Raw genomic sequence first — 12,960 nt, 5'->3', positions numbered from 1 at the left:
CGAGAGCCGAGCGGGGTTTCCCCGCCGGCGGGACAATGCAGCTAGCGGGATACGGTTCCCGAGCATGAAAAATGCCCCGGCAGACTGCCGGGGCATTTTTCTGTGCGGACTCAGCTGATGCGGTCGGACTCGTCGATCCAGCTAGCGGTCTGCGGCCGCAGCTTCGCCTCCACGTCCCGACCGTGGTGGTTGCAGAAGAGCAGCACTCCGCCGGAGAGGAGCTCAGCGCGAATATAGGCCTGTGCACCGCAGCGGTCGCAGCGGTCCAGGGCAGTCAGCTTGGTGGTGGCCTCCAGAGTGCCAGTGGTTGCTGTCATGCTCTCGCCTCCTAGCGTTGAGTGATGGTGTCACCCATACAACCACGTGAACCGCCTGCACATTCGCGATTTGCTCCGCTGAGGCGTGCCTTTCGCCACCGGCGAAGAGGTGCGGATAGTCTTTCCTGCATGGCAAAGCGCGATGAGTACAGTGCCCGGCACCTCTCCGTCCTCGAAGGGCTGGAGGCAGTGCGCAAACGCCCCGGCATGTACATCGGCTCCACCGGCTCCCAGGGGCTGATGCACTGCCTCTGGGAGATCATCGACAACTCCGTGGACGAGGCCCTGGCCGGGCACGCCTCGACCATCGCTATCACCCTGCACCCGGATGACTCCGTAGAGGTCTCCGACGACGGCCGCGGCATCCCCGTTGACGTGGAGCCGCGCACCGGGCTTTCCGGGCTTGAGGTGGTGTTCACCAAACTCCACGCCGGCGGGAAGTTCGGCGGCGGCTCCTACAACGCCGTCGGCGGACTGCATGGCGTGGGCGCCTCAGTGGTCAACGCGCTCTCCGCCAGACTGGACGCCACGGTGACCCGGGGCGGGAAAGTCCACCAGATGAGCTTCCGGCGCGGTGAGCCTGGCACCTTCGCCGGCGCCAAGCCCACTGATCCCTTCACCGCCGCGGAGAAGGGATCACCGCTTCTAGCCGCAGGCAGGGCCAAGCGCGGGGTCACCGGCACCACAGTGCGGTACTGGGCCGATCGGGACATCTTCTCCCCGGAGGCTCAGTTCATGGAGGATGAGCTGGTCAACCGTGCCCGGCAGACGGCCTTCCTGGTGCCAGGACTGCGGATCACCATCGAGGACCGCCGCGGGGCCGAGACCAGCGAACAGGTCTTCCAGTACGACGGCGGAATCAGCGAGTTCGTGGACCACCTGGCCACTGACGGCCCGGTCACCGGCATCTGGCGGATCCAGGGTCACGGCAGCTTCAGCGAACGGATCCCAGTGGACGGACAGATGACCGATGTCGAGCGCGACTGCGAGGTGGACATCGCCCTGCGCTGGGGAGTCGGCTATGACACCACGGTGAAGTCCTTCGTGAACATCATCTCCACCCCCAAGGGCGGCTCACACCTCACCGGATTCGAACAGGCCATGGTCAAGGTCCTGCGCAAAGTGGTGGAGGCCAATGCCCGCCGACTCAAGGCCGGCAACGACAAGCTCGAGAAGGACGATGTGCTGGCCGGGCTGACCGCAGTGGTCACGGTACGCATCGCCGAGCCGCAGTTCGAGGGCCAGACCAAGGAAGTCCTGGGCACCCCCGCGGCCAAGCAGATCGTCAACAGAGTGGTCTCCACCGAGCTCGAGAAGCGGCTGACCAGCACCAAGCGCGCCGAGAAGCAGGAGGCCGCCGCGGTTCTGGAGAAGGTGGTGGCGGAGATGAAGTCCCGTATCGCCGCGCGCCAGCACAAGGAGACCCAGCGCCGCAAGAACGCCCTGGAGAACTCCTCTATGCCGGCGAAGCTGGTCGAATGCCGCAATAAGGACGTGGAATCCTCCGAGCTGTTCATCGTGGAGGGCGATTCCGCCCTGGGCACCGCCAAACTGGCCCGCTCCTCCGACTTCCAGGCGTTGCTTCCCATCCGCGGCAAGATTCTCAATGTCCAGAAAGCCTCAGTGGCAGATATGCTCTCCAATACTGAATGCGCGGCCCTCCTGCAGGTGATCGGAGCCGGATCCGGACGCAGCTTCGACCTCGAGGCGGCCCGCTACGGCAAGGTAATCCTGATGACTGACGCCGATGTGGACGGAGCCCATATCCGGACACTGCTGCTGACCCTCTTCTTCCGTTATATGCGCCCGATGATCGAGGCTGGACGGGTCTTCGCCGCAGTGCCTCCGCTGCACAGGGTAGAGGTCATCCATTCCGGCCGGAAGGCCAATGAGGTCCGCTACACCTATTCTGAAGCTGAGCTGGTCACCCTGCTGGCCGAACTGGAGAAGAAGGGGCTGCGCTATAAGGAACCCATCCAGCGCTATAAGGGCCTGGGGGAGATGGACGCCGACCAGCTCTCAGAGACCACTATGGATCCCGAGCACCGTTCCCTGCGCCGGATCCGAGCTGAGGACGCCGAGGCTGCCGAACGGGTCTTCGAGCTGCTGATGGGCTCCGTGGTGGCTCCTCGTAAAGAGTTCATCATCGAGGGCGCAGCAGCCCTGGACCGCGAGAAAATCGACGCGTAGCAATTCTTCTACGGGCTGTAGAACACGGTAGACTGACATGGTGACCGATCTGAGCACCCGCCCAGCTGATGACGCCGCTGCATCTGTGGCACCCACAGCAGGCCGGATCGGATTCAAACGCAAGGCCGCCGCCTACCTGTCTCTGACCAAGCCGCGCGTGGTCGAGCTGCTGCTGGTGACCACCCTGCCGACTATGTTCTTCGCCCAGGGCGGGCTGCCGAACTTCTGGACGGCATTGGCCACCATGATCGGCGGTGCTTTCTCCGCCGGCTCGGCCGGTGCCTTCAACTGCTACCTGGACCGCGATATGGACCGGTTGATGAACCGGACCAAGAAGCGGCCCCTGGTCACCGGGGAACTGAGCCCGCGGGAGGCCCTGGTCTTCGCAACCCTGCTGGGCATCGCAGCACTTGCGATCCTCTGGTTCGGCGCCAATCCACTGGCCGCCGGGCTCGGAGCACTGGCCATGTTCTTCTACGTGGTCATCTACACCATGGTGCTCAAGCGCCGCACTGAACAGAACATCATCTGGGGCGGCCTGGCCGGCTGTTTCCCGGTGCTGATCGCCTGGGCGGCGGTTCGCGAGACGGTGGAATGGCCCGCCCTGGTGCTGTTCTTCATCATCTTCCTGTGGACCCCGCCGCATTACTGGCCGCTGTCCATGAAGTACCGCACCGACTATCAGAATGCCGATGTTCCGATGCTGGGTGCGGTGGCCACCGCCAAGACAGTGTCGGTGCAGGTGGTGCTCTACGCCTGGGCCACCGTGGCCTGCTCGCTGCTGCTGATCCCGCTGGGCTGGGCCGGCATCACCTACACCGGATTCGCAGTGGTCGCCGGGGCCTGGTTCATCTATGAGTCCCATGTGCTCTACCGTCGAGCGCAGAACGAGTCGCTCACTGATAAGCGGGCGATGAAGCTGTTCCACCTCTCGATCCTCTACCTGACCCTGCTGTTCATCGGGTTGTGGATCGACCCCTTCATCGGCAGTCCCCTGATGGGCTGATGACCGCCTCGGTGATCTGCCGCGGGCTGGGAGTCTCCGCAGAGGAGGCCGTCCTGCTCCCGGAGACCAGCCTCACGGCGGAGAAGCCAGCCCTGATCGCACTGACCGGGGCCAATGGGACTGGTAAGACCACCCTGCTGAAGACCCTTGCCGGTAGGCAGCTGCCCAGCATCGGGGAGTGCCTGATCAACGGGCGGCCGCCCTATGAGTTCGATCCCGCCTTCCGGGCTGCGGCAGCCTCGCTGATCGACACCCCGCCGATGGCCAGGGATATGACACTGTGCGAACAGCTGGCCCTAGTGCGGGTCTCCTGGGGGGAGGACGAGGCCGCAGCCTTCACTGGTGCTGAGCAGACTCTGGAACAGCTCACCATCGCCGAACTGGGGGAGCGGTTCCCCTATGAGCTTTCCGCCGGGCAGCTGCAGCTCTTCGCCCTGGCACTGACGCTCAGCCGGCCCTTTGAGCTGCTCCTGCTGGACGAGCCCGAACGGCATCTGGACACTGACCGGGTGCAGCGACTGATCAGCCTGCTCCAGCAGCGGGTGGCTTTCGGAGCGCTGATCATCACCGCCACGCACCGGGCTGAGATCATCAGCCAGGCAGATCAGCAGATTGCTCTGAACCGCAGCCCAGCAGCCGAATGAGTACTCCGGCTCAGCGGCTGAAGGCAGCGCGCGGGATCCACCTGGGCCGCGAAGGTGCGCCCACAGCAGGGGACCGCTGGTTCTCCCTCTACCTGATCGGCTTCGTCACCGCGTTCTACATTCTGCCGGTGGTCTACGTGGTGGGTGATTTCCTTGACCCGGATTTCGCCCTGCAGCTCACCCAGCCGCAGAGCGAGCCCGTCATCACGGCTGCACTCACCCTGCTCGCCGTGGCCGCGCTATGGACCGGGCGCATTCAGGGGCCGGTGCTGCTGACCCCATTCCTGGCCCATACGCTGCTGGGCACTGATATCCCCAGGCGCCGGGTGCTGCTGCTGCCTACGCTCAAAGCGGTGGCCTGCGTAGGTATGGCCGCTGCGGGGCTGGCCGCAGTGGGCCTCTTTGCACTGACCCTGACCGGGGTCTGGGACTGGGACCGGTTCGGGCTGCTGGTTGCCGCCGCATTCGCCGGCGGCGTGCAGCTGGCACTGCTGGCCTTCCTGGGTCAGCGGCTCAGCCTCCGAGCCCTGCTCTTCAGCGCGGTGGTGATATCGGCTGCTGGGGCACTCGGCCTGGTCTTCTCAGAAATGCGTCTGGCCACACCAGCCGGGTGGTCGGGGCTGCTCTGGACCGGCGGGGCTGCCTGGCCGGTGGCAGCCCTGGCATTGACAGCTGCTGCGGGGGTGATCCTGATCGCAGCAATACCTGCGGCCCTGGATCGACTGCCTGCGGCACGGGTGCTGAACCAGAGCCGCAGAATCTCCGAAGCCCGGCTGTTCACCTCCACCGGCAGCATCAACGACGCGGTGGAGCTCTTCCGGAGCAAACCCGCACACCGGTTCCACCGGGTGCCGGTGACTGCTGGCCCGGCAGCGCTCAGCGGACTGCGTCAGGACCTCATCTCGGCACTGCGCAGCCCGCTGTCCCTGCTCGGGGCAGCCGTACTGGTCCCGGCAGGGGCCGCCCTGCTGACCCTCGCCGCCCCAGCCGCCGGGGAGAGTTTCCAGGACAGCAACCTGCTGGCCACCGTGCCTCTGGGTGTGGCCGGAGCGGTGCTGCTCTTCCTGGGCACCGGCAGCCTCAGCGAGGGATGGCGGCAGCTGAAGAACGAATTCGACGCCGCCGCCCTCTTCGGCTGGTCATCTGCTGGCGCCCTGGGCCGCCGGCTGCTCTGGCCGGTGCTGACCAGCGGTGTGCTCACCACGGCAGGTGCGGCGGGCGTCGTCGTACTCCCCGGCAGTGCTGCGCAGTGGAAGGAGCCGGCATGGACCCTGGCCGTGACTGCGGCGGCGCTGGCAGCCCGGTTCTTCCAGTCCATGCGCAGCCGGAACATCCCGGTGGAGTTCCTAGCCCCCACCGTGATTCCGGGCCGGGTTGACCTTTCGGCGGTGAAGATCCTGCTCTGGCTGGGTGACGGGATCATCATCACCGTCACCGCGGTGCTTGCCGTGGTGGTGCTGCCCCTGCAGCCGAGCACGTTGGTTGGGGTGCTCGGCGCCCTGATCCTCACGGTGATGATCTGGGGCTGGGCCCGGACCGGGGTGCAGATGACTGCTGGTCCACCTCGGCCGGTGTGAGTCCTCAGCTGGTGTAGTCGATGACCACGCGACCGTCGATCTTGCCGTGTCGCATTTCGTCCAGAATGGCGTTGATATCGTCCAGTGGCCGCTTGGAATACGTGGGGTGGATCAGCCCCCGTGCGTAGAAGTCCAGGGCTTCGACCATGTCCTGCCGGGTTCCGACGATGGACCCGCGGATGGTCAGGCCTTTGAGCACAATGTCGAAGATCGGGGCCGGGAAGTCCCCTGGGGGCAGTCCGTTGAACACGATGGTCCCGCCGCGACGTGTCATACTGATCGCTTGCCCAAAGGCGCTCGGGTGTACAGCGGTGACCAATACTCCATGAGCACCGCCGATCTGCTCCTGGATCTCATGGGCAGGATCGGTTCCCATGGCGTTGAGGGTGAGCTCAGCCCCATGCTTCTTGGCCAAGGCGAGCTTGTCATCGGCAATGTCTACTGCAACAACGCGCATGCCCATGGCCACCGCGTACTGAACAGCAATATGCCCCAGACCACCGATGCCTGAGATCACGACCCACTGGCCGGGGCGGACGTCAGTCATCTTCAACCCCTTGTACACGGTCACGCCAGCACAGAGGACTGGGGCGATTTCATGGGGGTCGGCACCTTCCGGGATGGCCGCAGCATGGCTGGCCTCCACCAGCATGTATTCGCCGAAGGATCCGTCTGAGGAGTAGCCGCCGTTGAGCTGATCTTCGCACAGGGTCTCCCACCCGGTCCGGCAGTACTGGCAGTGACCGCAGGCCCTCCACAACCAGGCATTGCCAACGGTCTGGCCAACCTGTATGTTCGTCACCCCCTCGCCGAGCTTCTCCACAATGCCTACTCCCTCGTGTCCGGGAATGAGGGGCAGCGTGGGCTTTACCGGCCAGTCTCCCTCCGCAGCGTGCAGATCGGTATGGCAGACTCCCGAGGCGATCAGTTTCACCAAGACCTGACCGGGGCCGGGTTCCGGCACGGGCTGGTCTGTGACGGCAAGCTCCTTGCCGAAATCTTCCACTACTGCTGCAGTCATAACTGACATGTCGGCTCCTTTTGTCACAAGTGGTTTTCAGGTGCACTTGTGACGTTAGCCACACTGAGGTTGCGTCAAGGTTGCATACGTACCACCAGTGCTGCACGCTGCGGGGAATCCGGGGGCAGCAGCCGCAGTGCGGTGTAGACCACCTGCTCATCGCGGGCAGCTTCAGACAGTTGGAGGTACCTCAGCAACTCCTCAGGTGTACCGTCTGAGAGCAATGCTTCACGCAGCGCCGCTGAGATGTGCTGGCGCAGCTCCAGAATGCCGGGGGCCTCAGAATTCGGCAGCAGCGCCCCTCCGTAGATGTCCAGTGCGGTGCTGCGGTCTCCGGCGGTCAGTGCCGTGACCACTGTCAGCGCATCCAGATCCAGAGGGGAGGAGAGCCGGTAGGGCCTCGATTCCAGATCCATGCCGGCAGCAGCTGGGGTGGCCCTGAGGATCCTGCGAAGTCGAACAATCTCAGCACGGAGCGTGACTTCATGGCCGGACTCGCCGAAGATGAGCTCCGCCAGTTCTCCGGCACTATGCCCTCTGCCCGAGGTGGAGCCGTCCCAGGCGAGCAGGGTGAGAATCTCTGCATGGCGCAGGCTCAGCGACTCCCGGGCTGCGGCAATACCGATCTGTGGCCGGCGGGTTCCCAGCGTGGTCAGCTGGGCAAGGCCGGTGTCCGCCGGCAGAACCTTGAGCTCTGCCTCCGCTGCCGAGATGGCTGCTTGAATAAGCGGCAGCGAGTGGGTGGCCACTGCCATCTCGCCCCCCGTGAGGTCCACTACGCCCAGCAGGCCGCCGGTGTGGGGGTTGCAGATCGGTGCCGCAGAGCATGAGAACTGGTGTGCCGAGGAAGCGAAATGCTCCTCCTGATGAACCTGGACACCCTGCCCGGTGATCAGCGCCACGCCGGGAGCTGAGGTGCCGATAGCCTCCTCGGACCACGTGGCCCCTGGCTGAAACGCTGAGCCCTCAGCTATTCGCAGGGCCTTCCGGTCCCCATCCACCCAGAGCAGCCTGCCCTTGGCATCTCCGATTGCCACGACCAGCCCGGCGTCGGCAGCAGGTTGCACCAGAAGCTTCTCAAAGATGGGAAGCACCTGGCGGAGGGGATGTTCCCTGCGGTAGGCGTCGAGATCCCCGTCATCCATTTCCACCGGAGCCAGTGCTGAACCAGGATCCCGCAAAAACTGCGCTGAACGGTGCCAGGACTCGCGCAGCGCCGGCCTGAGTGCGCTCCAGGTCTGAGGGTCGTCAGGGACTGCCTTCATCTCCCTCCTTCGTGGAAGAGAAACGTGCTGTGGATCACAGTCTACTGTGCCGCCGGCATGCTGAGTCATGCAACGTTGGTGCAACGGTGCATGGGGTAGGTTCTTGAATTGTAGTGATCTTCATCACTATCCTTGACCTGACGACAAAGGAGTCACCATGACCGTATATGCACAGCCCGGCACTGAGGGAAGCACCGTCAGCTTTAAGTCTCGGTACGAGAACTTCATCGGCGGCGAATGGGTGGCCCCGGTCAAGGGCCAATACTTTGAGAACCCCTCGCCGGTGACCGGAAAGACCTTTACTGAGGTGGCCCGCTCCACTGCCGAGGACATTGAGCTGGCCCTGGACGCCGCCCACAAGGCAGCCCCGGCCTGGGGGAAGACCTCAGTGGCTGAACGTGGCGTACTGCTGAACAGAATCGCTGATCGGATCGAGGAGAACCTCGAAGCTCTGGCCGTGGCAGAAACCTGGGAGAACGGCAAGCCGGTGCGCGAGACTCTGGCCGCGGACCTGCCGCTGGCTGTAGACCACTTCCGCTACTTCGCCGGGGTGATCCGTGCCCAGGAGGGCGGGATCAGTGAGATTGACTCCAGCACTGTGGCCTATCACTACCACGAGCCGCTGGGCGTGGTCGGTCAGATCATCCCCTGGAACTTCCCCATCCTGATGGCAGTCTGGAAGTTGGCGCCGGCCCTGGCCGCGGGCAACGCTGTGGTGCTCAAACCTGCCGAGCAGACGCCCAGCTCCATCCTGGTGCTCATGGAGCTGATCCAGGACATCCTGCCTGCCGGCGTGGTCAACGTGGTCAACGGGTTCGGCACCGAGGCCGGAGCGCCGCTGGCCTCCAACCCGCGGATCAAGAAGATCGCCTTTACCGGAGAGACCACCACCGGCCGGCTGATCATGCAGTACGCCAGCCAGAACCTGATCCCGGTCACTCTGGAGCTGGGCGGGAAGTCCCCGAACATCTTCTTCGAGGATGTGGCCGCCGCAGATGACGCCTTCTACGACAAGGCTCTGGAGGGCTTCACCATGTTCGCCCTGAACCAGGGAGAGGTCTGCACCTGCCCCTCCCGGGCGCTGATCCAGTCCACCATCATTGATGAGTTCCTGGACAAGGCGGTGGCCCGCACCAAGGCGGTGAAGCAGGGCAACCCGCTGGACACCGAGACCCAGGTGGGCGCCCAGGCCTCCAATGACCAGCTGGAGAAGATCCTCAGCTACCTGGACATCGGCCAGAAAGAGGGCGCAGAGGTGCTCACCGGCGGTTCGCGGTTGCAGCTGGAGGGTGATCTCGCCGAGGGCTACTACGTGGAGCCGACCATCTTCCGCGGCAATAACAGGATGCGTGTCTTCCAAGAGGAGATCTTCGGACCGGTGGTCTCGGTGACCGAGTTCACCGATTACCAGGATGCCATCTCCATCGCCAATGACACGCTCTACGGACTGGGGGCCGGAGTCTGGGCGCGCAGCGGCAATACTGCATACCAGGCGGGCCGCGACATTCAGGCCGGCCGGGTCTGGACCAACTGCTACCACCAGTACCCGGCCCATGCCGCATTCGGCGGGTACAAGCAGTCCGGCATTGGGCGGGAGAACCATCTGATGATGCTGGCCCACTACCAGCAGACCAAGAACCTGCTTGTCAGCTACAGCGAAGACAAGCTGGGCTTCTTCTGAGTTAGTTCCGGGGAAAGGAGAGTGCCATGGGTGCTGAGCGCGTTGCAGTAACAGATGATGCTGCCGCTCTGCTGCGTCAGCTCCGTGACGAGCACGGACAGCCGCTGATGTTCCACCAGTCAGGAGGATGCTGCGACGGCTCGGCACCCATGTGCTACACCCAGGGGACCTTCATGACTGGGCCACAGGACGTGCTGCTGGGTCAGCTGGAGCCGGGCACACCGGAGCCGGTGCCGGTATGGATATCCAAACCGCAGTTCGAGTACTGGGCGCATACCCATATCACCATCGATGTCACCAAGGGCCGCGGCTCAGGCTTCAGCATCGAAGGTCCCACCGGCAACCGGTTCATCGTCCGGTCCCGGCTCTTCACCGAGCAGGAAACCGCGCAGCTGGAACCGGTCAGCTACGGTTCAGTGGCCTGACTCACCTGGTCTGTGGGACTTTTAGGGAACGACGACGCCCGGCAGCTGCCATACAGCGAAGCAGGGGCCCTGAGTGCCCAAAGTCAGTGAGTCGGCACCGAAGCTGAGTTCAGCATCGCCGAACAGCCTGGCAGCCTGCGAGACTCCGCCGCCGAGCAGCGCTGAGGGAAGTTCCGCCCGCCACTGCTGGCCCTCAGCCGGCGCTGCGGCGAGCACCAGCATGGTCTCCTCTGTCGAATCGCGCAGGAACACCACGGCCTGTTCGTCCGCGTGGAGCCAGCGCATGCTCCCGGTGCGCAGCACCTGATGCTGCCGCCTGAGCGCGATCAACTCTCGGTAGAGGCTCAGCCGCCGCACAGTCTCCGGCTGCTGCGCACTGTCCCAGGGGATCGGGGTGCGGCTGCTCTCGCCGTCGGCGCCGCTCAGCCCGAACTCATCTCCGGCGAACAGAGTGGGCAGCCCCGGCAGGGTCATCTGCAGGCCCACCGCCACCGGAACAGTGCCTGGCGCGGCGTTCTGCACGAAGCGGGCCGTGTCATGGGTATTCAAGGGGTGCATATTGCCCAGCCGAACCCGCCAGGGGATGGGAGAGTTGAACCGATCCACTGCCGCGGCGAACTTCTCCGCACTGCCCTGCGGGATCCCTCCGGCAGGCTGGCCGAAGAACCATGGAACGGTCTCCTTCTCACCCTGGGCGTCCAGATAAGGCTCACCAGAAGAGGCGGAAAGCCAGCTCCACAGCGGTCTGGTGAATGACGGATACGTCATCGCCCCGTGCCAGGCATCTCCAGTGAGATCGCTGGTGGCATCGTTGGTCGACTCTGCCAGCAGGATCGAGTCCGGCTTCACCTGCTCCATGGTGCGCCGCAGGATCTGGCGGACCTCAGCATTCAGGTCAACCTCACCGAGCCGTCCGGTCATATTGGCCACGTCGATCCGCCATCCGTCCAGGTTGAACGGTGACTTCAGCCAGTGGGCGACCACGGAGTCCGGCCCTTCGATAAAGGCCTCACGCAACTGCTGAGAAGCCCAGTTGAACTTGGGCAGGGTGGCAGTGCCCAGCCAGGATTCGTAGCTGCCGTCCTCGTTGAAATAGTAGAAGCTGCGCTCGGGAGACTCGGGGTCGGCCAGTGCACGCTGGAACCACTCATGGCGGTCCCCGGAATGATTGGTGGTCAGGTCCCCAATCACCTTCATGCCTCGGTCATGGGCGGCCTCCACCAGACGAATCAGCGCCTGCTCCCCGCCGAGCAGCGGGTCGACCCGCATGAAGCTGGAAGCGTCGTAGCGGTGGTTGGAAGCAGCTGGGAAGAACGGGGTCAGATAGAGGATCCGCACCCCCAGTGACTCCAGATGGTCCAGTCGCTCGGTGATCCCGTCCAGGTCACCGCCGTAGAACTGACGGACCCGCGCGGGCATCACCGGGTCCACCGGGTCCGTCCAGTCAGCTGGCTGTGCCCAGTCCGGCAGGCTGCGCTGGTCCGCGGCAGCCGAGCGGGCGAACCTGTCCGGGAAGATCTGGTACATCACGGACTCGCACAACCAGTCCGGCGGTGCGGGATGCGCCAGCAGCCGGAAATCATAGGCATCGAGAACCTCTTGGCGGTGTGTGCCGGCCTGATTGACCCACCCCACTCTGGGCTGGGAGCCGGCTGGGGCCTCGTCGTCGGTCTCATGCACCAGCATCCAGCGGTAGCCATGGTTCGGAGTGGTCACCGTGATCTCCGCCTGCCACCAGTCCCAGCCTTGGGCAGTGCCCACCAAGCGGGCGTGGTCCCAGTGCGGTTCGTGATCGGGGTTCGACCGCACGGTGACCTGTCGCAGCGGGGGATAGCCCGTGGGCACCCGCAGCCGAAGAGTCACCTTCTCACCAAGACTGGGCGCCTGGTTGGAGACGTGCAGCGGGGAGCCGTCGTGATGGGGGAGGAGCGGTGCCGTCATTTCACACTTCCCGCCACGAGCCCTGAGACGATGTAACGCTGCAGCACCAGGAAGAGGGCCACCGGGATGATGGCGGCAAGCACGGCTCCGGCAGCGAAGATCGACCAGTTTTGGGAGGTCTCCTGAGAGATGAACTGGTAGAGCCCCACTGCAAGGGTCTGCCGCTCCGGATCGCGCAGCAGCACTGAGGCGATCACGAACTCGCTGAGCGTACCGACCAGCGAGAGCAGTGCGACCACAGCCAGGATAGGGGAGACCAGCGGCAGGATGATGGTGAAGAAGATCCGGGCGTGGCCGGCGCCGTCGATCCGCGCTGCCTCGTCGATGGATGTGGGAACGGTGTTGAAGAACCCGTACATCAGATAGGTGTTGACCCCCAAAGCTCCGCCCAGGTACACCATGATCAGGCCGATCTGACTGTTCAGTCCGATGGCGGGAAAAACCTCACCGATGCCGAGCATCAGCAGGAAGATCGCGACCATTGCCAGCAGCTGCGGGAACATCTGCACCAGGACCAAGGTGATCAGCCCGAAGCGCCGTCCGGTGAACCGCATCCGGGAGAAGGCATAGGCTGCCAGCGCCCCGAGCAATACTGATCCTGCCGCGGCAGTCAGGCCGATGAACAGCGTATTGAGAAACCACGCGGCATAGGGCTGCTGGGGGCGGTTGAACAGTTCGACGTAGCTGTCGAAGCTGAAGTTGCTGAACAGGTTGTTCGCGGTGATCAGAGTGCCTCCGGGGTTCAGGGAGGCGGAGAAGACGTAGATCAGCGGGAAGACGGAGAAGACGACGACGCCGACTCCCACGAGGTGCCGCCACCCGGTCTCCCGCCACCAGCGGCGGAAGGGGCGACGGAGCAGCTTGGCATCATATGTGGCGCTGCGCTGCGACAT

At 64.4% G+C, this 12,960-nt stretch carries 11 protein-coding genes; 6 read left to right on the top strand and 5 right to left on the bottom strand.

Annotation, left to right across the window (positions count from 1 at the left end; genetic code table 11):
- Positions 1 to 110: 110 nt before the first annotated feature.
- Complete coding sequence (locus tag GNZ21_RS13660; protein WP_157325264.1) at positions 111 to 317, bottom strand: DUF7455 domain-containing protein; 207 nt, start codon at positions 315 to 317, stop codon at positions 111 to 113.
- A gap of 129 nt (positions 318 to 446) precedes the next feature.
- Between GNZ21_RS13660 and GNZ21_RS13655 the strand changes: the two genes are divergently transcribed.
- The 4 genes from GNZ21_RS13655 to GNZ21_RS13640 are packed head-to-tail and all read left to right on the top strand — an operon-like array spanning position 447 to position 5,734.
- On the top strand, positions 447 to 2,507 hold the full coding sequence (locus GNZ21_RS13655) for a DNA gyrase/topoisomerase IV subunit B (RefSeq protein ID WP_157325262.1): 2,061 nt from the start codon (positions 447 to 449) through the stop codon (positions 2,505 to 2,507).
- 49 nt (positions 2,508 to 2,556) lie between these two features.
- On the top strand, positions 2,557 to 3,513 hold the full coding sequence (locus GNZ21_RS13650; protein WP_229659383.1) for a heme o synthase: 957 nt from the start codon (positions 2,557 to 2,559) through the stop codon (positions 3,511 to 3,513).
- Positions 3,513 to 4,157, top strand: a complete 645-nt coding sequence (locus GNZ21_RS13645; RefSeq protein ID WP_157325257.1) for an ABC transporter ATP-binding protein — start codon at positions 3,513 to 3,515, stop codon at positions 4,155 to 4,157. The genes GNZ21_RS13650 and GNZ21_RS13645 overlap by 1 nt, the downstream gene beginning before the upstream one ends.
- Positions 4,154 to 5,734 carry a hypothetical protein gene (locus GNZ21_RS13640; RefSeq protein WP_157325255.1) on the top strand — a complete coding sequence of 527 codons (1,581 nt, stop codon included), beginning with the start codon at positions 4,154 to 4,156 and terminating at the stop codon, positions 5,732 to 5,734. Before GNZ21_RS13645 ends, GNZ21_RS13640 begins: the two co-directional genes overlap by 4 nt.
- A gap of 4 nt (positions 5,735 to 5,738) precedes the next feature.
- Here the strand turns inward: GNZ21_RS13640 and adhP are convergent, their stop codons facing one another.
- Together adhP and GNZ21_RS13630 are read right to left on the bottom strand one after the other, a co-directional pair.
- The gene (gene adhP / locus GNZ21_RS13635; protein WP_157325253.1) at positions 5,739 to 6,764 is read right to left on the bottom strand and encodes an alcohol dehydrogenase AdhP; all 1,026 of its coding nucleotides are present in this window, start codon (positions 6,762 to 6,764) and stop codon (positions 5,739 to 5,741) included.
- Between the two features lie 65 nt (positions 6,765 to 6,829).
- Entirely contained in the window at positions 6,830 to 8,020 is a 1,191-nt protein-coding gene (locus tag GNZ21_RS13630) for a sigma-54-dependent transcriptional regulator family protein (RefSeq protein WP_157325251.1), read from the bottom strand.
- A gap of 157 nt (positions 8,021 to 8,177) precedes the next feature.
- Between GNZ21_RS13630 and exaC the strand changes: the two genes are divergently transcribed.
- Together exaC and GNZ21_RS13620 are read left to right on the top strand one after the other, a co-directional pair.
- Positions 8,178 to 9,701: an acetaldehyde dehydrogenase ExaC gene (exaC, locus tag GNZ21_RS13625; RefSeq protein WP_157325249.1), complete on the top strand. Its 1,524-nt coding sequence runs from the start codon at positions 8,178 to 8,180 to the stop codon at positions 9,699 to 9,701.
- 26 nt (positions 9,702 to 9,727) lie between these two features.
- Positions 9,728 to 10,126 carry a DUF779 domain-containing protein gene (locus GNZ21_RS13620; RefSeq protein WP_157325247.1) on the top strand — a complete coding sequence of 133 codons (399 nt, stop codon included), beginning with the start codon at positions 9,728 to 9,730 and terminating at the stop codon, positions 10,124 to 10,126.
- A 21-nt stretch (positions 10,127 to 10,147) separates the two neighbouring features.
- Here GNZ21_RS13620 and GNZ21_RS13615 read toward each other — a convergent pair whose 3' ends face one another.
- Positions 10,148 to 12,067, bottom strand: a complete 1,920-nt coding sequence (locus GNZ21_RS13615) for a glycoside hydrolase family 13 protein (RefSeq protein WP_157325245.1) — start codon at positions 12,065 to 12,067, stop codon at positions 10,148 to 10,150.
- Complete coding sequence (locus tag GNZ21_RS13610) at positions 12,064 to 12,960, bottom strand: sugar ABC transporter permease (RefSeq protein WP_157325243.1); 897 nt, start codon at positions 12,958 to 12,960, stop codon at positions 12,064 to 12,066. Before GNZ21_RS13610 ends, GNZ21_RS13615 begins: the two co-directional genes overlap by 4 nt.

This window comes from Nesterenkonia alkaliphila (assembly GCF_009758175.1).
GTDB classification, from domain to species: Bacteria; Actinomycetota; Actinomycetes; order Actinomycetales; family Micrococcaceae; genus Nesterenkonia; species Nesterenkonia alkaliphila.
The sequence above is the reverse complement of the archived record's forward strand: the minus strand, read 5'-3'. Positions and strand labels throughout refer to the sequence as shown.

Excerpts from the sequence above, each read along its gene's own strand:
- GNZ21_RS13660 (WP_157325264.1), bottom strand. The coding sequence starts at position 317 with ATGACAGCAACCACTGGCACTCTGGAGGCCACCACCAAGCTGACTGCC.
- GNZ21_RS13655 (WP_157325262.1), top strand. The coding sequence starts at position 447 with ATGGCAAAGCGCGATGAGTACAGTGCCCGGCACCTCTCCGTCCTCGAA.
- GNZ21_RS13645 (WP_157325257.1), top strand. The coding sequence starts at position 3,513 with ATGACCGCCTCGGTGATCTGCCGCGGGCTGGGAGTCTCCGCAGAGGAG.
- GNZ21_RS13640 (WP_157325255.1), top strand. The coding sequence starts at position 4,154 with ATGAGTACTCCGGCTCAGCGGCTGAAGGCAGCGCGCGGGATCCACCTG.
- adhP (WP_157325253.1), bottom strand. The coding sequence starts at position 6,764 with ATGTCAGTTATGACTGCAGCAGTAGTGGAAGATTTCGGCAAGGAGCTT.
- GNZ21_RS13630 (WP_157325251.1), bottom strand. The coding sequence starts at position 8,020 with ATGAAGGCAGTCCCTGACGACCCTCAGACCTGGAGCGCACTCAGGCCG.
- exaC (WP_157325249.1), top strand. The coding sequence starts at position 8,178 with ATGACCGTATATGCACAGCCCGGCACTGAGGGAAGCACCGTCAGCTTT.
- GNZ21_RS13620 (WP_157325247.1), top strand. The coding sequence starts at position 9,728 with ATGGGTGCTGAGCGCGTTGCAGTAACAGATGATGCTGCCGCTCTGCTG.
- GNZ21_RS13615 (WP_157325245.1), bottom strand. The coding sequence starts at position 12,067 with ATGACGGCACCGCTCCTCCCCCATCACGACGGCTCCCCGCTGCACGTC.
- GNZ21_RS13610 (WP_157325243.1), bottom strand. The coding sequence starts at position 12,960 with ATGTCGCAGCGCAGCGCCACATATGATGCCAAGCTGCTCCGTCGCCCC.